Source organism: Pseudanabaena sp. BC1403, from assembly GCF_002914585.1.
Lineage (GTDB): Bacteria > Cyanobacteriota > Cyanobacteriia > Pseudanabaenales > Pseudanabaenaceae > Pseudanabaena.
The window spans coordinates 21,747-42,381 of sequence record NZ_PDDM01000034.1 but is presented as its reverse complement, the minus strand read 5'-3'; the positions used below and the strand labels follow the sequence as shown (position 1 = coordinate 42,381).

Here is a 20,635-nt window from a genome sequence, read left to right as displayed (position 1 = left end):
GAAATTTTGGGCAAGGTTAAAACATCATGTCAGTAAGATTATAGGAAAATGTGAAAGTTTATGGGATGCCGTACAGCAAGCCTTCTGCCAATTGTCCTAACTATCCCTTTCTTTGCTATATTAAACCACTTGGGAGTTTGACCAAGTTGACTTGGCTCTATCTTGGAAGCAATCAAATCTCTGATATCAAGGTTCTGGTAAGTTTGACTAATTTAGCTACTCTCAGTATTAATGACAATCAAATTATTGATCTCAAACCACTTACGGGGCTGACTAAATTAACTAAGCTCAGTCTCAATCGCAATCAAATCGCTGATATCAAGCCACTTGTCAATCTGACTAATTTGACTTCACTCGCGCTTAACAGAAATCAAATTATTGACATCAAGCCACTTACGAATTTGACTATGCTTCCTGAAGTCGATCTCGGCGAGAATAAAATCTTTGATATCAAGCCACTTGTCAATCTGACTAATTTGACTTCACTCGCGCTTAACGGAAATCAAATTATTGATCTCAAACCACTTGCGGGGTTGACTAAATTGACTAAGCTCAGTCTCCATCGCAATCAAATCGCTGATATTAAGCCACTTGCAAACCTGACTAATTTAACTTCCCTCAGTCTTCAAAACAATCAAATAAAAGACATTGTTCCTCTCATGGGTTTGACTAATTTGACCAGCTTAGACCTAAGTAGCACTCAGTTCACATTCAAGGCTCTAGATGACTTAACCGACTGGCCCGACTACAACCAAATAAGCGATGTTGCACCTCTTGCAGGTTTAATTAAGTTGACCAGCCTCCATCTTAGTAGCAATAAAATCAGTAACATTACACCTCTGGCGAACTTGACTAATTTGACTTCTCTCGATCTTGGAGGTAATAAAATCGTTGACATTAAACCCCTAGCGAGTTTAACTAATTTGACTCGGCTCTCTCTCATGAATAATAAAATTAGTGATATCAATCCATTTGCTAAACTAACTAATCTGACCGCACTATATCTTGCTTTTAATAAAATAAGTTATGTCAAGTCACTTGCAAATCTAACTAATTTGACTGAACTCAGTCTCAGCTTCAACAAAATAAGTGATATCAAGTCACTTGCGAGTCTAACTAATTTGACTGAACTCCAGCTCAACCACAACCAAATTATTGATGTTAAGCCAATTATGGGTTTGACTAACTTGATTAATCTCACTCTCGAAAGCAATCAAATTATTGACATCAAGTCACTGGAAGGCTTGATTAAGTTGAAAGTTCTATATCTTGGTGAAAATCAAATCAGTGAAAAGTCTTGTCCAGTCAAGCCAGCATCTATCTGTCGGTTCTAGATATTCCGTAGCGCGATCGCAAGTTTATTGGTGATGATGATCACGGATGAATATGCGATCTACATAGACCGAACAGATTGGCAATTTGGCAAGACTGTATTCAATATTCTGATTAGGACTTAAGCAAGCGCCATAGGAATAGAAGGATGCTTAAGCTGAGTCCGCAAATAATCAGACAAAAGCCCAAATTTAAGTTGCTAGATAGTGTTACCAGCTTGAAAAGCTAAACGTTTAAGATGATGCCAAACTAACATGGCACAGGCGATATGATGACGCTGAATTCTAGACTTGCGGCACTAGCAAGATTGAATACCGAGAATATCCAGCTCTCGGCTATACGAAAGAGCAATTCAAAACGACCTGTACTTGGTTATGTTCAGTTTCTCCAGCACCATAAACGCAAAATAGTCGAAACCACGGGTAGTTTGATATCCCAACTTTTACCTAAATCTATTCATTCTGTTACGGCAAAAGGTTTTGAGCTTAAAGTCATGCTCTTTGTCCTTGCTCTTAGCGTTAATCTATGGGTAGCAACTTAGGTTAATTAATATTGGAATGAATTGTATGTTTGGGAAACTTGTATTGTTGGGTAGTGTGGTAGCAGACTCATTTTGGGTTGCGAGCTTACGTAAATGATCTTCTGATGCCAAACTTTTATTTTCATATCACGACGGCATACAACATCATGCGTATGTCAGGAGCACCAATAGGCAAGCAGGATTTTATGACGCACTTAGTACCTTTCGTGAAACACCATGATTGAAACAGTTGAAACTCAGATTATCAACCTCGAAGAACGGCTCAGGCAAGCAATGCTTGCTTCTGATGTCAGCATTTTAGATGAACTCCTAGCTCCTGAAATTATCATTACCAATCATCTTGGGCAATTATTGAAAAAACAAGACGATCTAGCTGCTCACGCCTCTGGTTTGATCAAGATAAGCGATTTAAAACCTTCTGAACAGCATATTCAAATCCATAGAGAGATAGCAATTGTCTCAGTCCGAATGCAAATATTAGGTAGCTATGATGGTAACCCTGCAAATGGGGACTTTCGTTTCACGCGCATTTGGACTGTCTCTTCTAGGGAAACTTGGCATATCATTGCCGCCCATATTGGTATGGTGATTTAACCAAGAGGAATGTTAAATTCACTGTGAATTAGCCGATGACTGTTAAATCAGGTAAGTAATATCAAATCACGAAAGTGTGGTAACACTTTTGTGATTTAAAAACTAAACCCAGTAAGGATTTTGGAATTAAAAAATGGCGTAGCCATTTTTAGTTTGGTATAAATTTATTTCTATTGCTTCACATGAGAGTCTAATTTACAAAAACTGAGGAATAAAATGAAGATAAATTCAAGATCTATTGCTATACAAGGTTTACTTCTTGCAGCTCTTTTAACGCTGAGTGCTTGTTTTAAAGGCGATCAGGCTAAAGATCAAGCAACGGCCCAAGCAACGGCGATCGCCAATTCCACTTTTCAGCCAAATCAAGCCCCAAAGCCATTAGACACCAGCTCAGCAGTGACTGAAAATCTTGAAGCAGCCAAGCTCAAAAATCTGAAACTACAATCAGTCTTTCCCGAAGATATTGCTCAACCTAATCAACTAGATTTAGCTTACTTTCAAGGTATGGGGCCACTAGAACATGCGGTGCGATTAACAGGTATTCCCACTACCCCAGCGTGGCGCATCAGGTTGCGACTCTATCCTGAAAACACGGGTAGACGCGATGGCTTTAGCTATCGCGTCAAGGTGGATCACTACAATTTGTCTCCAGCTTTATATCGTGATGTTGTTAGCGCCTATGGAAAAGAAAATGCTGATCCGAGTCTGAATAATACAACTCCTCACCAACATATCCAGATGATTTTTCGTCCAGTCATGAATGTAGTCGCTGATTTTGATCCGACATCTCTAAAGCGATCGCAATCTAATGCTACCCAAAATCCCCGTGATTGTAGATTAGTATCTGGTTGTGCAGACCTATTCACGGATTTAGCAGACTCCCAATGGGGCAGTGAGCAAGAACGCAACTTGGTACGCGCTCCTTGGGAGCAGAAACCGAATAGTGTCTTTGCCATGGTACGTGGGCTTTCAATGCAGGCTGGTAAACTTAAACTGAATGGGAATGAGATGGTTTGGAGAGATGGCGAAATTCCCGAAGGGGTCAGTCAAGATCGCCCTTGGATCGAAGTCCTAATCGATAATTATTCAGGTAATGCTGGTGGCTATCAAGCCTATTTTGTTATGCGAGCTGCTGATGACAGTATTATGGCTTCAGTATTCCGTATGTATACCGATGGTGGAATGGTAGGAAATGCGATCGCCTCTCGCGCCTACATTTGTGCACGCGGTAATGAGGCTGGAAAACTTCGCGCTATCTGTTCATGAACTATCCTACAGCTATTGTCGCTTTCAAAAAATCTTTAATAGGTTTGAAGTTAGTGTGAAGGGCTATAACATGCAGCGAAAATAAGAACATGGATAACAAAGCCAAAGTTTACGCCTTATATTTTGCAATTGATGATGTAATAACTTCGATTTGCAGAATCGTCAATGATCGAGAAAGTCCAAAAAAGGTTAACAGTAATGAACTTTTTAATAGATTTTGGACTAAGGCTAAAAACAAATATTCTGTTCTAAACTATGACCTTGTAGCCGAAATGGGAATGACTAATACCAAAGCAGAAGAAGAGTTCGCCAGCATTGCATCAGCAATAAAAATTTATTTAGGAGCATTAGAAACCAATAGTTATTGCTATTTGATTTATAGCTTGTGGTTTGCCTTGAATGCCGTCATAGTTGAGCATTCTCTGGCTGACCCATCCGTAAACCAACATGATTTTTATTATGAGATTCGAGATAGGTTAAATTTGGGTTCACAAAGATATCTATCATTGTCTCAAGCAAATATTGAAGAATGGCAGCATATTGATTCAATCATCAAGTCAAAATTGGGAGATTTTTAAATGAAGTGTCAGAAGATCATCTTTTCGCTAGTGAATGCTTGCAATTGAAAATTGGCAAATCAGATTGCTTATTAAGACAACTTTTTAGGACTAGGCTTAGCCACTTTACCTGCCTGTTTAGGCTTTCCCTGAGCAGCTTTCTTCTCTTTACCCGTTGAACTCTTACCCAAATTCGGCTTAGCCGCCTCATCCAGATCACCAAACTTCTTCGACCACCACCTTTCCTGAGAAGACCAGAAAAAGACCACATCCGCATGATCCTTGCGTTGACGCGCCTGAACATCCGCACACTTCAACATCACCTTATCCACACCATCCTTAGTATAGGGAAACTTAGCCAAAGGCTTACCACAGACAGGACAAGCAAAACTAGTCACCTCTGCCGTCACTGCATTCTCACCCTTCGGTTGAGGAATCTCCCACTGATTGCGGCGATCGCTCCAAAACATCACTAGATTCTCACAGCCATGCTCACACTTGAGAAAATGCCCACCACTGACTTTCTTAGAAGGAATCTTACTAAGCGGATGGTTACAAGCAGGACAACCCACATCCGAAAGCTCATTTTTGCGATCGCTTGGCTGTAAATCCGCACCGAGATTCGTATAAGCCCGCGCTAACATTGGCTGAAAATAAGACTGATGCCAACCAATCAAATAGCTTTGCCACTCTAACTTACCCACCGAGATCTCATCCAAAGTCGTCTCCATCCCTGCGGTAAAATCGGCTCTGAGCAAATCAGGGAAAGTTTTGTGCAACACATCATCCGTAGACATTCCCAAAGCCGAAGGTTCGAGAACCTTACCCTTGAGTAACACATAGTTCCGATCCTTCAGCGTCTTAACGATCGCCGCAAACGTACTCGGTCTACCCACACCCTGACGTTCCAGTACCTGCACTAACTTCGCCTCGCTATACCTAGCAGGAGGTTGAGTTTGTTTCTGCGTAAAACCTGCATTTACCAAAGCCAAAGTCTGACCGCTTGTTAAAGCAGGAATATGTTTATCCTTACTCAAATCATTCCAATAGCGCGTATAACCCGCAAAGGTGAGAATACTGCCCCTAGTCTGCCAAAGCGTGGAACCTGCCTGAATAATCACCCGACTTTTCTGAATCAAAGCATTCGCACATTGAGAGGCAACGGCTCTGCGCCAGATTAACTCATAGAGTTGATGCTGTTTGGTACTGAGATGGTCTCTCACCGTTTTCGGAGTAATACTCAAATAGGTAGGACGAATCGCTTCATGGGCGGATTGAGCAGTTGCCTGTTCGCGATAACGAGTAGTTTTTTTAGGAACATTATCAGGATCGTGCTTTGACAGCCATTCCTTCACCTCAGCGCAAAACTCAGGAGCGAGACTAGTGCTATCAGTGCGGTGATAGGTAATCAAACCCTTACGACCTTGAGGTAAATCGACACCCTCAAACAACTCTTGAGCCACCTTCATCGTCTCTTCAGGCGATAGCCCTAACCTCACTGAGGCAGCTTGCTGGAGCGAACTGGTAATAAAAGGCGGTAGAGGTGATTTTTGAGCCGTGACACCCGTAGCTTCGCGAACGACATGGGGATGATTACGCGCCACTTGAATAATTCGGGTAGCTTCCGCTTCCGACAATACCCGTTTTGACTCCACCGTAGATTCCGTATTCACTTCCGCCGCATCATCGGTGACATCCTGATCGTCAAGCACAGGCTCAATCTCACTACTACCCGCATAAAAAGCCGTGAATCCTTCAGCATATTCCGTCCATACCGACCAGTAAGTAATCGGCACAAAGGTATTAATCTCGCGTTCACGCTGGCAGACAATATGCAAAGCTACCGACTGCACCCGACCCGCCGAGCTACCGCCACTTGTAAGACGCACAAGGGGAGAAACCTTGAACCCAATCAACCTGTCCAAGCATTGTCTAGCGCGTTGTGCGGAAATCAGGTTCAAATCTAACTGATGAGCATTGGCGATCGCCACCTTAACCGCCGTAGGCGTAATCTGGTTATAGACAGCGCGTTTGGGATTACGCAGATGCAGTTGCTGTTGTAAATGCCAAGCAATCCCCTCACCCTCGCGATCGCCATCGGTAGCAAGCACCACTTCTGATGCATTCTTCACAGCAGCGCGAAGTTTAGCGACTACCTGTTGACCTTTACCTTCAGTCAATTGGTAACGACATTCAATTTTGTTGGTATCTTTGTGCATCGTAAAGCCCAAGCTATCTTCACCATCTTTGGCAAGTTCTGTAAAGTGACCAAAGGAAGCTTCCACTTGCCATTCACTACCAAGGATGGCTTGGATGGTTTTGCACTTAGATGGAGATTCAACGAGTAACAGCTTTTTCATATTTTTATACCTATATGGACTTTATCTTGAATCTGGTCTAAAAATCTATGGAGACGATAAACGACAGTGCTTGTAGTCTATAATCATCATTAAAAGTGGCGATCGCAATGGTTCAAACTCCTGTTAAACCTTTAACCCTTGAAGAGTTTCTGAAATTACCAGAGACAAAACCCGCTTGTGAATTTATTGATGGGGAGATAGTCCAAAAGCCAATGCCGCAGGGAAAACATAGTACAGTTCAGCTTGACCTTGGCTCGGCAATTAACCTAGCTCTCAAACCGAAAAAGATTGCCCGTGCTTATTCAGAGTTGCGGTGTAATTTTGGCGATCGCTCGGTTATTCCAGACATCGCCGTTTTTACTTGGGAACGAATTCCTAGGGATAACGATGGCAAAGTATCGAATCTATTTGAGACTGCGCCTAATTGGGTAATCGAGATCCTTTCGCCAGACCAAAACCAAACAAAAGTAATTCGGAATATTCTCTACTGTTTAGATCATGGGACAGAGATGGGATGGTTACTCGATCCCGATGAGGAATTGGTATTTGTATATTTTAGCGATCGCACGATTGCTGTGTTTGAAAATAAAAGCGATCGCTTGCCATTGCCATCCTTTGCAGAATCGTTTCAGCTTACGGTGGGTGAATTGTTTAGTTGGTTAGAAGATTAACTCGTATCGTTGATAGAGATAGACTCAATAAATACCTGAAAAGTGTAAAACATAGTTATTTCTGATTTTCAAGAGGTGTGGACTGCTGTGCATTTAACATCTCCACAGCCCTAGCAATATTTGCCGCATCAAGATCGGTAACATGGGACTCTAAGACCTTCCCCTGCGACTCCACAAGGATCGCATTAACAGGACGATCTTTTGCCTTTAAAGTTATTGTATCTGAGGCTTTTTCGAGATTGAACTTGTAATTCCCCTTGCCATCAGGACGCTCAAAGATAAGATTATTACCATCATCTTTGCCTTTTACTTGCAACAGTTCGCGACAATCCTGCGCCAGTTTCAGATCTCGCTCTGCATCGGTAACTTGATTAGGAGAACTGGGAATAGCAGCAGTTTCAACATCTTCAGATTTACTCTCGGAACTATCCTTACGCAGATTACTCAAACCATCAAACATTGACAGAGCCAAATTCTGAATCTGCGTTGCATAATTGATTTGGTTCTGTTCTGGAGTAACAGCATTCACCTGTTGAGTATCATTAGCACCCGAATTAGGATCGCTACCTTTGCTCAGCATCTGAGATGGTTGCCACGCTTCATCAAATACATCATCTTTATCTATCATCGTCAAATCCATCAAATTACTAGAAGACATTTCTCGTTCAGCGATCGCTAAAATTTGGACGCTATGCAGTTCAACAACTTGGTTAAACACAGTCATGAACTGAGCCATGTCAAGTTCTGGATTCGCAGTAATCATCGCCTTTACCTAACGCTCCAGATCTGGACTAGATTGTTCTAGCATCGACTGAGGCGAATTCATCCGTTGAAACGCTTGCTGAAAGTTGTTTAAATCAGTCGGAGTCATTGCAAGATGAGAGATTTGACCTTCAGTAGTTCGTAAAATATCTTTGCCAGTATGGTTATTGACAATGGCAATATCACCATCCTCATTCCTTTGAAAATTGTAATACCCACCCTTAAAAGACTCCTGCCCAATTTCCGTAAGGACACTTTCGACCACTACCACACCTCTAGCCCCAGCAGGAGCTAGATCTCCCAGCTTATCGATCGCTGCGAGATAGCCCTGATTCTGAGTCAAACTGGCAATATCCACAGTCGTTGTCCTAAAAGCAGTTTTGGTAAAGTCAATTTGCTGGTCAACAGTAGTCCTATCCCCCATAAACACAGCCCGATCGCTTTGCAGTTCAAACTTAGCGATCGCCTCACCATCAAGGTTAAAAATCTCATAGAAATTATCCTGAGATTGAATGCGATAGTTTTCTGCTTCATACTTGCCATCGATACCCAATTTTGCAACTAGGGCAACCGACACCGCCGCCATTACCTGTTGTCTGAAGTCATCAAACGTCAGAGGATTAGAACGTCCCAACTCATCGCGATCGGTGATACCATCGCCATCAGTATCAATGCTGCGAGGATTGAGTCCTATCCGCAGTTCATCGACATCAGTAATCCCATCCCCATCCAAATCGCGACGCAGTAGCTCAGACAACTCTATTTTCGGGAGTTCTCGCCAATCCACATCGATATAGTTCTGCTCAACAGGAACAGGCAATGGCGGTAGATTACTGCCAGATAGCGGTGATGGCTGAATCGGTGTATTGGGAAGCATCGCAAAATCTGGATCGCCTTTATCACGAGGACTACTCAAAGTGACAGTCAAAGCCTGTGAAGTCTCAGGAGCAGTAGAGCGATCTGGTGCAGCCTGATATCTGCGCCACCAATCATCCATGATGTCCTGATCCCATTGCTGGGATACCCGATCCCACTCCGCATCACTGAATCCCAATGATGGAACATCAGGCTGTTGCGTGTTTTCATCTTTCTCTTGCAATAGCTCGTCTTGCTTGCTTAACAATCGCTTCAGCAGTTCCGCCAGAGCTTCAATCGTAGTTTGCGCGATCGCCAATTGCTGAGTATTCGCCTGAGATGCTTCCGATGTCTGTATAAAAACCATAATTTACCTCTATAAACCTTCAGCCCAAGCAGGAACAGTGGACTTAGGAGCATTGGGAGCATCTTTCGCAGGTAAAGGAAAATGCTCTTGAAAGTAATCCTTACGCGAAGCGATCGCCGCATCCGTAATCGGTACTTGATGTCCTTGCTGCACTAATTTAAGCTTCAGTGCCTCCCATTTGGACTTGCTCCTATCAGCCCTCTCCGCATCAACTTTTGGAATTTTGATATGGCAACGCCGAGGCACATTCGCTTCTTTCTTAGAGCTATAGCCAGGAGATATGAGAATACAATTACCTTGCGGTAACTTGAGAAAATCCTCTGGGGCAAATAGTTTGCGCGTACGCTCCTGCTCCGATGTACTGGTGCTAGTCCGACCACCACCCGAACTACGGGACTTGGACTTGTACTTCAAATGCTCATCGTCAAGGTAGTCAGAGAAAATCTTCGCTGATTCAGGCTCAAGGGGATTGAAGATTGCCTTAGTCGCACAGCCACCAAAGATTGCTCTTGATACTTCCTTGCCATAGGTTTCTTCGAGTTGTACGAGATTTTGGAAACCCAACATACAGGACAAGCCATCCTCACGATGAACGTTCAGCCATTGGACAAGGCTTGGTAAATAAAGCGTTGGTAATTCGTCGATCGCTACTAGCAGGGGATCTTCTCGTTTAGTAGACACGACATTACGGGTAACAATCATGTGCAACACCGTCGCCAATAATGGTGCAACCACATCCTGCTTTTCTCGCTTCATGCCGATAATCAGCAATTGCTTGCCTTTCAACTGCAAAGGAATCGTCGTCTTGCCACAGAACACGCTGAGGATATCAGGGGACATGAAACGGCTAAAGAGAATACTCGCAGTCGAGATTACCGAAGCAACGGTTTTCTCAGAATCCGCCATCGAAATCAACTGCCCGAAGCTGGTTTCCACCCAAGTTGGTAAGTTCGCATTTTGGACTCTAGCGGGCAGATTATTCGCACCCAATGCCTTGGCACAGAAAATAATATCGGGATAGGGAGTGGTCTTTGCCAGTAACAGCACTGCTTGAATTAGTTGGTCGCCACTATTGGTAAAGAAAGGGTCTTCACTACCTTTGCCGCCAGACTTGAAGTTGCGATTAAGGACGATCGCTACCTGTCGCGCCATATCCACATCCGCAGCATCACGAATAAAATCAAGGGGATTGCAGATACCACTTTCAGGAAAACTTGGAGCAAAGATACTAACCTGATAGCCTGCCGCCGCCGCCACGCCTGCAATGCATGACGATTGTTCGGCATATTTGTAATCGTAGAGAATAATTGGAAATCCCTGATCGATCGCACTCCGAATCGCAGGGTCAATCACGCCATAGGTTTTACCCGAACCCGTACCGCCAAGTACCGCAATGCCACGATTAGCATCGGGGAGCCAGATCGTCCGATCCGCTTGCGATACCTGAATGACTTTAGGCTTTTGACCCGCAACAGGAATTTCATGGTTAGGTGTAGCCACCCCTGGGCGAGAAATCAATTCGGGCGGAAAAATTAATTTAGGCTTAACGATAAATAGAGACAGCTTATTACGTTCGCGCCGATTAATCTGTTCCTTAGCCTTTTTCCTCGCCGCCGCAATCTCCGCACCATTTGCCCAGTGAGCATTAGCTAACTTATTTTTACTATTGCCACCACCATTCATGCCCAAGAAGACCATACCGATCGCACAAGCCGCAATAATTCCACCTGTGGGTGTGAGTAGCTGATTAGCAATGGAAGCAAGTTCAGGAGGCAAACCATTGGCTGAAGACTTCTTCTCTGCTGACGGGGGAGAACTGTCCATTTCCTGAGAATACGCCATCTCTACAGGAACGAGACAAGCGATCGAAACCGCGATCGCCAGCAAAAATATTTTCTTGGGGATTTTCTTGGAGAGATTCTTTTGGCTAAACCAAAACATCAAAAAATTCATGGCAATCTATTTGCTGAAAGGTTTGCTAGTGGAAATCGGCGTGTTGACCGCCGCATTACTGGGAACGGCATAGGGAATCGCGCTTTTTTCTTGGAGAACAACCAAGGGCAAGGGAGGCGTAATGTAGGGAGTACAACCTAAATCCACAAACCATGACCGCTGACACCAACGAAACCGCAGACCGAGGGTAATTGTGCCTGAAGCCTCATCTAAAGATTCAATGGTGACGCGAAAAGCATCGCCAAAGGGATGATTGCCTGCGGGACCGCGATTGCCAAATAGACCACCTAAAAACCCGTAACCATCGGGTACTTGTTGTGATGCGGTCATCCATTGCTTGCCAGTATAGTAACCACCTGCAAAGTCCGTAACCTCTATATGCGGGCAATCATTATTACCATCGCAACCCACCGCTTGAAATCCAGACTCGGTAACGCCACCGCTAATCGGATTGATGCGATTCTTCTCCCTATTGCCAAGGGCAATATCCACCATGCCAAACCTGACATTGGGCAGTAATGCAGGTGCATTGGGAAATTGGGAAAGACTCAGTTTACCTAAACCCGTAGCATTCAAATCCGATAAAACCACGCCCGATGCACCTTGAATATTGTCTAATGGCAACTGAGCAAATCCCGCAATCGATTCAAGACTATAGATATTTAACCCATCGCCCAGACTGCCCAAGGATAAATTGCCAAGATCTGGGAAAGTATTGACTAATTGTCCCACGGTCATATCAGAGATTTCACCACGCAGACGGTTGAGATTGGCAGATCCAGATTTCTGAGTAACCAGATCGAGGATGGGTTGAACTTGGCTCAAAGGCTGATTACGCAGATCTGGCAGCGACTGCAACAAACTATTAATCGTTTGCTGTGAAGTGAGTTCGCCCAATTGACCGAGACTGACATTGACAAGGGAAACACCAGCACGACTAGAGATCGCCTGTAAGCTCATTTGCTCTAAACCCAGAGACTGAAGCGAACCCACCGTCAGATAGCGATCTGGACTGACATAACTACCGATCGCCAGATTAGTTAATGCCGATGGAGAAAGTAATTGCGATAGTTGTTGCTGCAATTGGGCGGTAACTTGGATTTTCGGTAAATTCTCGAAACTGATTTGCGTAAAATCAGGAATCATCACCGATTGAGCGTTCCCAATCGGTTGCGTGGACATGGGCAAAGACTGAGCCGTAGCAAAATCAGCATTGAAAATAGCGATCGCCCCAGAGGAGATCGCTAACGCCGTTATTTGGATGATACTTTTATACAACATGATTAGAAATCCAACGAGGTTTTATTCATTTGAGATGGAGCAGTCGGTGTAAGCGGAGCAAGGCGAGGGATTTGAGCATCGGGAACGACTTCCAAAATGCTGTAGGCAGGAGTGGGGACATTCAGGACTAATTGAAACTGATAGAGATTTCTCAGCCCCCCTGCGCCTGTAGTGATCACAGTTAGGGATGTGAGATCGCCTCTTGCCGAGGCAGGTAAATTCATATCCAAATCAATCGGTTGAGCGAGTTGCCGCAGATTAATTACCGTTGCCCCGCAATTGCTGTCTTTTACGCTGTCCTTACAGAGGGGACTGTCATAGTCCATGACCACCTTAGAAGGATTGCCCAACCGCACCTTTTTGATAATCTCGCCTGTTTTGATGAAGCTGATATTGAGAGATTGCATCGGCGATAGGCTAACTACTGAGGTTACGCCGCTTACACCCATCGCCTGACTGACACCAATCTGCCGTTTGGCAGGAAAGATCGTCTCGGCATGAGCGATCGCGGGCAGAGACAAGACTAGAATAGCGACTATCCCTGAGATGGCATATTTTCGACATGGCAAAAAGTTCATAACCATAGAACTGGATCGTTGATAGAAGGTTGGTATTAGCTAGAAAGTCACAGTTTGATTGACAAACACTTGCAGTTCCTTCCCTGCGGGGATAAAGAAGACATTAGGACGGGTTTTGATATCCTCGATCGCCTGTTGACTGCGACGATTCAGAGTTTCCGAGAGAATGCCAAACCCACCACTGATCGCCGCACCAAGATAATTGGGTGGTGGTGCAGTACTGATCGTGGCACTACCGCCAATCGATGAGATGCTGCTAGTAGTTGTGGGACTGTTGGTAAGTTTGCCAACTTCAGCTAACGCCGAAGTAATGAAGCTCGCCACATCCATCCCACTAATTTCCGAACCGCGATCGAAGTACTTGTCCGAGACTAAAGGCGAACCCTTTGCACCACGAATGGAGATGGCATTGGGTGGTGGAATCAACTCGCGCCCAGAGATCGCTATACCCACCACATCCAATTCAGCTAGCCCCGACTTGGCATCGAGGGGACGAGCAGTGACAATTAAAACCGCATCCGCAGGAATTACAGGCTTACCATCCGCTGTCGTGATTGGCTCTTGCAGAGTGACAATAAATTTGGGAACAACTCCAGGAGCGCTACCCATAATCCGACTGCCATCGGTGGAGAACACGACCGATGTTTTCAAAGCGGCTTTAGCCGTCGTCCCGACCAGCAAAGTATTCGCAGGTGTAGCGCTTGGCAAGGATTTTTCCGCTTGAGCGAGATAGCTGGTGAGTGAATTTAAGGGTGGTTTCTCAATCGGAGGACTTGCAGAATTGGGATTGTTTGCATTATTTGTAGCAACTGGACTGACCGCGATCGCTTTCGGTATTTCCGCAGGTGCAGCCAGATTGCCATAACTGCCAATACTTGCCAAGCGCTGCCATTCATCGGCGGGATTTTTAGCTTCAGGTGGACTCGCCGCAAAGTTACGAGGCGGAAGCATCACAGGAGTGGGCTGTGACATCACCTGTCGCATCGGTATTGGCTCAAGGGGTGGAGCCGATAGATTTCTCACGGGTGAGACGGTTGGGAGATCGGCAGACTGTGCGGGATTGGCTTCTAACTTGTCTTTGGAATCAGCTTTAGAAGCCAATGCATCTGACTTTGGTAGATTGCTTGGACGCAGTGTTTTTGATTTACCCGCAGAAAGCTGACTACCTAAAGCTAAATCCGTTTTGAACTTGGCAATTTCCGCATCCTTAGGATCGGTGGTCGAGGTTAGGGCAAGCTTTTCATCATTGGATTTAGCCGTTAATTGCTTGGCATTAGATGGCGACATAATGCTATTCATGAATAGCCCCATCAGCAAAAATCCTAGAGAACCAACCCCACCAACTAAAGCAATCTTAGAAAAAGGACTACTAACAATACCCCTAATTGTCCGATGTTGCTCTGGATCTGGGTCATCACTAAAATCATCGATCGCCAAGCCCGCACCATTTAGGGTATCGGGTTGAAATCCAGTTAACCGAGCAAAGTCAATTTCATCGGTTACGCTTACTGATTGTGGTTCTTGAACTTCGGTAATCATTACAACTCCTTGAAGTATCGACAAAATAAGAAAGGTTATTTCAAATCATTTCTGGTGAGATCCCGCATGGCATAGATTTCTAGCCCAGAGGATCTCACTTTGAAAATGGCTTGCTCCAGAGGTGAAGCATCGGCTTTCAGATTCGGTACATCGATCGCCTGAATAAAGATTTCCTTGTTAAAGGGAACCGATTCGCCAACTTGATTGAGGGGACTGAAAGTAACCAGATTTGCCACAAGATTGACTTTCCATTTCCCTTTCTCAATCTCTTCAGGAGCGGTAATCGTCTGCGGCACGAGGATTACCTTGCTGCTCCCTGAGAACACTTCTATCGGCGTGAGTTCCGAGATCGACGAGAGCAATCCTTTACGGAAATCTTCAGAAAAAGCAAAGCTAGCTTGCCATGCTGTAGTGGTGATTTTCTTTTTTAAACCCTTGTCCGCCTTAACTTCCACACCAGTATCCAAAAGCGGCTTGCCATTTTGACTAGCATCAGAGGGCAGTTCTCCTGTCCATGTCATTAGCGCCATCACCTGTTGCGTGACAAACTGCTTCACCACTTCAGGAGATCTGGTTTTATTCTCGCTAGCGATCGCCGTAATCGCTTTCCCGCCTGACAATTGCACGAGCGTAGGTGGTTTCTGGGAAGCAAGGGAGGCATATGCACCAATCAGAGCGATCAGCCCTAGGCTATTCAGTGCCGATAAGCCAAGTATGCCGAACAAAATCGATACCACCAGTACGTCTTTAGGAGTTTTGGCTTTACCACGGTGGGATAGACCAGCAGGAATAAAGCGATGGAAAGCATTAGTTTCATCTGTTTCTGGTTTTGGTTCAGTATTCACTTCAGTATTTGGATATGAGTTCATGGGAATTACCTAGAGATGCGTAGACCGATATTTAAACCTGCGGAAGCGGCAGCACTTGCCGCCGAGAGAATGGCGCTAAATATTGCCATGCCACCACCCGCCGATAGGGATAGCGCCAGAATTGGTGCAAGTAGTCCGAGAACAATTGCGATCGAGAGCGTATCCATCTGTGCTGAAGCCGCGATCGCAGTGGCGGCAAGTCCTGTGACGATGTTCAAGCTCAGCTTTGCCATGCCCAATGACCAGAATCCTGTCATCCATGCATAGAGAGGCTTTGCGCCAATCGGTAGTAAGGAAGCCCCAACCGCAAGAGGACCGAGTAAACCTGTCAGTAGAAACCCGACTTCAATCAAAGCCTGAAATGCCGACTGCATCGCTACCATAAAAGTCTCGATCGCCGCCAGCATGATTGACCTTGAAATCACCGTGCCAGGAAAGAGATTGGTAACGGCTTCGAGAGGGTTTTCACTTGCCTTCTGGATTTGTTTTTGCAACTTGCCCACCAGAGCCGCAGCAACTGCACCATAGTTAGATTGATAGTTACCGAGCAAAGCTTGAGCTTTGGTATTCACCTCTTGTAAGCAGACCTGCATCTCCTCATTTTTGGTGAGTCCATTGCATTGCTGACGGTAGGCAATGATTTGTTCTTGGGTAACGGAGAAATCAGCTAGAGCTGATAAGGTTTTCTCCAATTGGGCGGTGGAGGTAATTGCGCCTAAGACCGAGTTATTGGCATTGTTAATCACCGTCCGCATCCCATTGGTGAGTCCGATCAGGTTTTGACCACCATTGGTGAGCAGCACAATCACAATTACCGGCCAGATTAACTCGCCAAATTGACGATAGCTCTGGTCATCAATCAGGTTTTTAGTGAATTGGATGATCCATAGCAACAGCGAAGCCACGGCAATGATTAATCCCAGATTGGTGAGCGCTTGATAAAGAGTGCCATTAAAGGCAAGTTCCCAAGTGTTCTGCCATGAGCCTTGTACCGCTAGCGATACCTCTTCGGAATTATTGACAATCGCTTGAGCAATCAGCATCGGTTATCTCACTATCTTAGAAAGGTATAGGGCATCCGTTGTTGAACCGTAGAATTACGCTCGATCAGCCGATCTTGGCGATCGCCCTTGAGTGAAGCGTTAATCTGGTCGAGATTAAGCAAAGATGTTGCACCCTGTTGGGTTTGCTGCACTTGCAGAGCTAACTGTTGAGCATCAATCTGAGCGCGTTGGCTATTCTGTTCGGCAACCTGTGAGTTCTGGTTTGATAGTAGTTCCAGTTGATTAGCTACATTACTAACCTGATTGGCATTGTTACCAAACTGGGAAGCAATATTGGCAAGGATTGCCGAATTACCCGCATTCTGTTGTGCCACGATCTTGAGGACATCCTGTGTCGATAAGGCGGCTTGCGCCTGTTGTGACAAGCCATCTACCTGTTGGGAACGGGATAATGAGTTCTGAGCAAAGGTAACAGAGTTCGCGGCCATCTGCTGGGAGACATCAGCGATCGCCGTGCTATTTTCCGCACCTGTCGCTGTATTCAAAGATAGCTGTCCAACGTTTTGAGCATTAACGAGCATATCTTCAAGGGTTTTCTTCAGCCTTGCTTGTCCTTCTTCTCCCAATACATTTTGGATCGAGGTATTCGTAATCGCCGAGGTGACCACACCTTGATTGATCGATGTGCCATTTAGTCCTGCACTGTTAAAGGCTCCCTCGATCTGAGCAAGGACTGTGGCTTCGGCTTTGCTGGGATCTGGTAATCCCAGTTGCCCGATTGACTGAGTAATGGCAGCCTGTACCTGTGGTAAGTACTGCCCAAGTAGCTTGTCCATCTGCGCTTTTAAGAAATCGCCAGAATCGATCGAGGTAATCAGTTGATTGACCTGTTGGATTAATCCTGAGAGTTCGGGTGGTAATGGCACTTGAGCTTCCGCAGGGCGGGGACTAAATAGCAAAAGCGAACAGGTTGCGAGGCTGATGACTGCAATCTGATGAGTTTTTGGCTTGTTCATGGCAGTGGGGGAAGTAGTTTCTAGTGATTTGAAATTAAGCAGCCAATTCGGGCAGTTTCAGCTTGCGCCCATCCCTCAAGGCACTTGCCATCTCGCGTGAAAAAGCAGCCAGTCCTTTGTATGGATCTGCCATCGCCAGCATGTAAGCGGTACGTGCCTCTTGCTCATCGGGATTGTTTGCCACTACGCCCAGTTGGATATAACTAGGGAAAAAGCGCACGAACGTATAAATGCCCGCATCATCTAGCAACCATTGCGAATAAATCGCCTCACGTTTCGGGAAGAACCGCTCCTCTGCATTCTGGGCAATCACCTCTCTGGGATATTTGAGGATGCTGACAAAACTATCTACTGCCGATGGTTGGATGCGACCAATCAATCTGGTGGATAGGTTTTGCAGGATTTTTGGCGCAGAGGGCGATCTCGCGATCGTGTCGGGGTCTTGGGCGGAAATAATTACTTTGATGTCTGCCTTGGCTCCATTGGCACAGAGCCTTGCTACCATTTCCGAGATGGTGGGATATTCAAATAAAATTGGTGCTTCATCGATGAACAGGATGCTGGCAGGTGACGATAAAGCGCGTCTTAGGGCGGCGGAATATGCCGATAAAGCTAAAATTGCCGCATCCTCCGCTTCCGATAGGTTTCGCAGGGCAAACACCAACAGTCTCGCATCACTGCGAAAAGTGGATGGACGGGAAATAGCGCGACCAATTCTAGAATTAAGCCAGAACCGCAGTTGAATCACAATTTGATTGGTGGCTTGATCGATCTGTTCGCTATCGGCAACATCGGATGTAATAGCTGATTTCCCTTCATTCAAAAAGTAATCGAGAAAGTCCGACAGAGTGGGCATATTACTCCATGCCTCTGTACCGAATCCCTCTGCGATCGCCCGATCGTATCTGGCTTTGATTTGCTGATCGTCAAAGAAGCTATTGACCACAGGTACTAAAAAAGCCCTAATCAATTGCCGCAGTTGTCTTTCCGATGAGGACAGGTCATGCTGACTTGCCCCAAATACCATTGTCATGAGCGCCGATTCCACAAAGGATTTGAAATCCCGTAGCCTTTCTTCTGCTTGTTCGGGGTCAAAGGTGCGTAAATCTGGCAATTCCAGTAAATTCGATGACTCTTTACTGATATCAAAATAGGCTCCCAGTTCGCCTATGAAATGGGTATAGTCCGTAAACGTACTCGTGCCATCGGGTTTTGGGAAATCGAGAGCCACAATTTGCTGTTCTTGGCACAGGGCTTGAGACAAAACTGCCGATACCAATACCGACTTACCCGCACGGGTAGTCGCGAAAATACCGATATTGCGATGCTTTCGCACGTCGATATAAATAGGCATTCCACCTTCTTCCGTAATCAATTCAAAGCCAGTCTCATCGACCGATCTAGGCATCACACAACCCGTAAAAGCAACTGCTTCATCGGATAAATAAACATGGCGACGGGGAAAGGGTTGAGCCAGCAGATTACCCACGGTCACGGGTAGGGTTTGTTTCCACATTAGCCATGCATATTCAGTTTCGCGCTCTACCCACGCAGGACGCTGGAAGCAACTGCAAAAATAGCGGCAAGCATCATCAAGGGCGATCAGGTTAGGACGACGGATTAAGACAGCTACAGCCACGTTAATGGGCATGGCTCCCTCATAAAGCGCTTCTTGAGCCTTGACTGCTTTTTGCTGTTTCAGTGATGCATTGACGTTGATGTTATTCAAGGAAGCGGACTGTTCTTGCGAGACAATGCTTTGCTTCGTCACCCGTTGCATATTTGCTTTGACAATGGTTTCATTTGCCCTTGTGAACTGGCAGAATACTTCCGTATTTGCTACAGAGTCGCGGGCGATCGCCTCCCAGAGATAGCGCATCTGCTTACCCTTGGATACCCAGCCCCCTGGTTTATCCATGAAGGTGAGTACGCCAATATATTCACCATTGAGATGCACAAAGCCATTGTCAGCAAAAGGAATTGAATCGGGACGCTCTAGTAATAGTGTTTTTAGATGCACCTGCGTATTGATGCGCTCTTCTACACCACGCTCGGACATCACCAGTAATTGGGGAATTGCAGGTGGGTTGCTGCTATTAAATTGCCGCCAGAGGTGTTCCCATAGTTCATTCTCAGTCAAGGGTCGCAGGTCTAAACCCATACGATTCACCAGAATCTGTTCCCAGTTCAAGAACCCATCGGTAAAGGCTTTGGCAAAAGCAATCTCATGACGCTCCTGCTCAATTTGCTTTTCCTGACCCATTAGTTGCTGTGATAGTTTCTGTATCCAAGCCAGTGCTTTTTCAAGCACATCATTGCCACCAGCCGTCGCACCACGCAGGGTATAAGTGGCATAAAGTCTCAGGAATTTAGGTTTGCGTAGTCCTGACTTCGCTAATTCCTGCACCCTCTGCTTTTCACCCATTACCAGAAACTTGAGTTGCGGAGTATCCGCTTGTTCGTATAGTTCTTGGAGTTGCTGTTGGCGATCGCTGTCGGAGCTAACTGAACCAAAATGCACCGTCAGCTTTTCACCATCAGGAATATCTTTTAAACCTGATTGAATCGCCTCAAAGAGCGATTCTTCCTGCTCTGTTGAGAGGGTGGTGTGAATCCCCTTTGACTCCCAGCCAAATACAAACTGCAATGACTCCAGCGATGATTGACCTTGCTTGAGTACAAAGCAACTAACAGTGCGACCGCGTAGCTCAAACTTGAGCAGACATTCCACGGCAAGCTCTTTTTCAAAGTGGCGATATCGCTTCTGACTAACGCTCTGCATATTTCTTTACCTCCTGCTTACGCATTCCTCTGTACTGATAAACGCCTCGCGTCCATCGTGGCACAGGGATAAATTTTGATAAAAATCGATAGGGCTTTGAACCAGTTAAAATCCACCATGTCGCATTGCCCCAAGCCACGATCAGCAATACCCATAACCAAGGCAGATTTAGAACCACGTAGCAAATCATGAACAGGGTAAAGCTGATAATTGCCCAAGGAATGATTAGCTCGGTGGGAAAAGGTCCAATCTTGGGACTTGCACCCAGAATGGCATTGACCTTACGAAATTTGTAATCTTCTGCCATA

At 45.4% G+C, this 20,635-nt stretch carries 19 protein-coding genes; 7 read left to right on the top strand and 12 right to left on the bottom strand.

Annotated features, from left to right (window positions below; genetic code table 11):
- Positions 1–137: 137 nt before the first annotated feature.
- The 6 genes from CQ839_RS22000 to CQ839_RS21970 all read left to right on the top strand — a co-directional run bounded on the left by CQ839_RS22000 (position 138) and on the right by CQ839_RS21970 (position 4,311).
- Complete coding sequence (locus CQ839_RS22000; protein ID WP_219817836.1) at positions 138–1,334, top strand: leucine-rich repeat domain-containing protein; 1,197 nt, start codon at positions 138–140, stop codon at positions 1,332–1,334.
- 266 nt (positions 1,335–1,600) lie between these two features.
- Entirely contained in the window at positions 1,601–1,873 is a 273-nt protein-coding gene (locus tag CQ839_RS21990) for a hypothetical protein (protein WP_181016293.1), read from the top strand.
- 77 nt (positions 1,874–1,950) lie between these two features.
- Positions 1,951–2,097 carry a DUF1993 domain-containing protein gene (locus tag CQ839_RS21985; RefSeq protein ID WP_258040836.1) on the top strand — a complete coding sequence of 49 codons (147 nt, stop codon included), beginning with the start codon at positions 1,951–1,953 and terminating at the stop codon, positions 2,095–2,097.
- Positions 2,090–2,467 carry a nuclear transport factor 2 family protein gene (locus CQ839_RS21980; protein WP_103670442.1) on the top strand — a complete coding sequence of 126 codons (378 nt, stop codon included), beginning with the start codon at positions 2,090–2,092 and terminating at the stop codon, positions 2,465–2,467. The genes CQ839_RS21985 and CQ839_RS21980 overlap by 8 nt, the downstream gene beginning before the upstream one ends.
- Positions 2,468–2,683: 216 nt before the next feature.
- Positions 2,684–3,733, top strand: a complete 1,050-nt coding sequence (locus tag CQ839_RS21975) for a hypothetical protein (protein ID WP_103670441.1) — start codon at positions 2,684–2,686, stop codon at positions 3,731–3,733.
- 89 nt (positions 3,734–3,822) lie between these two features.
- Positions 3,823–4,311 (top strand): hypothetical protein, encoded by a 489-nt coding sequence (locus tag CQ839_RS21970; RefSeq protein ID WP_103670440.1) that lies wholly within the window; start codon positions 3,823–3,825, stop codon positions 4,309–4,311.
- Positions 4,312–4,382: 71 nt separating this feature from the next.
- Here CQ839_RS21970 and topA read toward each other — a convergent pair whose 3' ends face one another.
- Positions 4,383–6,650 carry a type I DNA topoisomerase gene (gene topA / locus CQ839_RS21965; RefSeq protein ID WP_103670439.1) on the bottom strand — a complete coding sequence of 756 codons (2,268 nt, stop codon included), beginning with the start codon at positions 6,648–6,650 and terminating at the stop codon, positions 4,383–4,385.
- Between the two features lie 107 nt (positions 6,651–6,757).
- Here topA and CQ839_RS21960 point away from each other — a divergent pair, with 107 nt between their 5' ends.
- Positions 6,758–7,321, top strand: coding sequence for a Uma2 family endonuclease (locus tag CQ839_RS21960; protein ID WP_103670438.1), 564 nt, complete (start codon positions 6,758–6,760; stop codon positions 7,319–7,321).
- 55 nt (positions 7,322–7,376) lie between these two features.
- Here the strand turns inward: CQ839_RS21960 and CQ839_RS21955 are convergent, their stop codons facing one another.
- Genes CQ839_RS21955 through CQ839_RS21905 form a run of 11 tightly spaced genes read right to left on the bottom strand, consistent with a single transcriptional unit; the run spans position 7,377 to position 20,634 of the window.
- Positions 7,377–8,084 (bottom strand): hypothetical protein, encoded by a 708-nt coding sequence (locus CQ839_RS21955; protein WP_103670437.1) that lies wholly within the window; start codon positions 8,082–8,084, stop codon positions 7,377–7,379.
- Between the two features lie 9 nt (positions 8,085–8,093).
- Positions 8,094–9,305, bottom strand: coding sequence for a hypothetical protein (locus tag CQ839_RS25285; RefSeq protein ID WP_181016292.1), 1,212 nt, complete (start codon positions 9,303–9,305; stop codon positions 8,094–8,096).
- Positions 9,306–9,314: 9 nt separating this feature from the next.
- Positions 9,315–11,258 carry a type IV secretory system conjugative DNA transfer family protein gene (locus CQ839_RS21945; protein ID WP_103670436.1) on the bottom strand — a complete coding sequence of 648 codons (1,944 nt, stop codon included), beginning with the start codon at positions 11,256–11,258 and terminating at the stop codon, positions 9,315–9,317.
- A gap of 6 nt (positions 11,259–11,264) precedes the next feature.
- Positions 11,265–12,539, bottom strand: a complete 1,275-nt coding sequence (locus CQ839_RS21940; protein ID WP_103670435.1) for a hypothetical protein — start codon at positions 12,537–12,539, stop codon at positions 11,265–11,267.
- A gap of 2 nt (positions 12,540–12,541) precedes the next feature.
- Complete coding sequence (locus tag CQ839_RS21935) at positions 12,542–13,117, bottom strand: hypothetical protein (RefSeq protein ID WP_146048787.1); 576 nt, start codon at positions 13,115–13,117, stop codon at positions 12,542–12,544.
- Between the two features lie 39 nt (positions 13,118–13,156).
- The gene (locus tag CQ839_RS21930) at positions 13,157–14,656 is read right to left on the bottom strand and encodes a TrbI/VirB10 family protein (protein WP_103670433.1); all 1,500 of its coding nucleotides are present in this window, start codon (positions 14,654–14,656) and stop codon (positions 13,157–13,159) included.
- A 35-nt stretch (positions 14,657–14,691) separates the two neighbouring features.
- Positions 14,692–15,525 (bottom strand): hypothetical protein, encoded by an 834-nt coding sequence (locus CQ839_RS21925; protein WP_103670432.1) that lies wholly within the window; start codon positions 15,523–15,525, stop codon positions 14,692–14,694.
- 5 nt (positions 15,526–15,530) lie between these two features.
- Positions 15,531–16,568 carry a hypothetical protein gene (locus CQ839_RS21920; protein WP_103670431.1) on the bottom strand — a complete coding sequence of 346 codons (1,038 nt, stop codon included), beginning with the start codon at positions 16,566–16,568 and terminating at the stop codon, positions 15,531–15,533.
- Between the two features lie 11 nt (positions 16,569–16,579).
- Entirely contained in the window at positions 16,580–17,545 is a 966-nt protein-coding gene (locus CQ839_RS21915; RefSeq protein ID WP_103670430.1) for a hypothetical protein, read from the bottom strand.
- A 34-nt stretch (positions 17,546–17,579) separates the two neighbouring features.
- A complete protein-coding gene (locus tag CQ839_RS21910; protein WP_103670429.1) occupies positions 17,580–20,327 on the bottom strand; it encodes a hypothetical protein in 2,748 nt (915 codons plus the stop codon).
- Positions 20,314–20,634, bottom strand: a complete 321-nt coding sequence (locus CQ839_RS21905) for a hypothetical protein (RefSeq protein WP_103670428.1) — start codon at positions 20,632–20,634, stop codon at positions 20,314–20,316. The genes CQ839_RS21910 and CQ839_RS21905 overlap by 14 nt, the downstream gene beginning before the upstream one ends.
- Position 20,635 lies beyond the last annotated feature (1 nt).

Excerpts from the sequence above, each read along its gene's own strand:
- CQ839_RS21905 (WP_103670428.1), bottom strand. The coding sequence starts at position 20,634 with ATGGCAGAAGATTACAAATTTCGTAAGGTCAATGCCATTCTGGGTGCA.
- CQ839_RS21970 (WP_103670440.1), top strand. The coding sequence starts at position 3,823 with ATGGATAACAAAGCCAAAGTTTACGCCTTATATTTTGCAATTGATGAT.
- CQ839_RS21930 (WP_103670433.1), bottom strand. The coding sequence starts at position 14,656 with ATGATTACCGAAGTTCAAGAACCACAATCAGTAAGCGTAACCGATGAA.
- CQ839_RS21915 (WP_103670430.1), bottom strand. The coding sequence starts at position 17,545 with ATGAACAAGCCAAAAACTCATCAGATTGCAGTCATCAGCCTCGCAACC.
- CQ839_RS21925 (WP_103670432.1), bottom strand. The coding sequence starts at position 15,525 with ATGAACTCATATCCAAATACTGAAGTGAATACTGAACCAAAACCAGAA.
- CQ839_RS21935 (WP_146048787.1), bottom strand. The coding sequence starts at position 13,117 with ATGAACTTTTTGCCATGTCGAAAATATGCCATCTCAGGGATAGTCGCT.
- CQ839_RS21945 (WP_103670436.1), bottom strand. The coding sequence starts at position 11,258 with ATGAATTTTTTGATGTTTTGGTTTAGCCAAAAGAATCTCTCCAAGAAA.
- topA (WP_103670439.1), bottom strand. The coding sequence starts at position 6,650 with ATGAAAAAGCTGTTACTCGTTGAATCTCCATCTAAGTGCAAAACCATC.
- CQ839_RS21940 (WP_103670435.1), bottom strand. The coding sequence starts at position 12,539 with ATGTTGTATAAAAGTATCATCCAAATAACGGCGTTAGCGATCTCCTCT.
- CQ839_RS21920 (WP_103670431.1), bottom strand. The coding sequence starts at position 16,568 with ATGCTGATTGCTCAAGCGATTGTCAATAATTCCGAAGAGGTATCGCTA.
- CQ839_RS21910 (WP_103670429.1), bottom strand. The coding sequence starts at position 20,327 with ATGCAGAGCGTTAGTCAGAAGCGATATCGCCACTTTGAAAAAGAGCTT.
- CQ839_RS21960 (WP_103670438.1), top strand. The coding sequence starts at position 6,758 with ATGGTTCAAACTCCTGTTAAACCTTTAACCCTTGAAGAGTTTCTGAAA.
- CQ839_RS21975 (WP_103670441.1), top strand. The coding sequence starts at position 2,684 with ATGAAGATAAATTCAAGATCTATTGCTATACAAGGTTTACTTCTTGCA.
- CQ839_RS21980 (WP_103670442.1), top strand. The coding sequence starts at position 2,090 with ATGATTGAAACAGTTGAAACTCAGATTATCAACCTCGAAGAACGGCTC.
- CQ839_RS21955 (WP_103670437.1), bottom strand. The coding sequence starts at position 8,084 with ATGATTACTGCGAATCCAGAACTTGACATGGCTCAGTTCATGACTGTG.
- CQ839_RS25285 (WP_181016292.1), bottom strand. The coding sequence starts at position 9,305 with ATGGTTTTTATACAGACATCGGAAGCATCTCAGGCGAATACTCAGCAA.
- CQ839_RS21990 (WP_181016293.1), top strand. The coding sequence starts at position 1,601 with ATGATGACGCTGAATTCTAGACTTGCGGCACTAGCAAGATTGAATACC.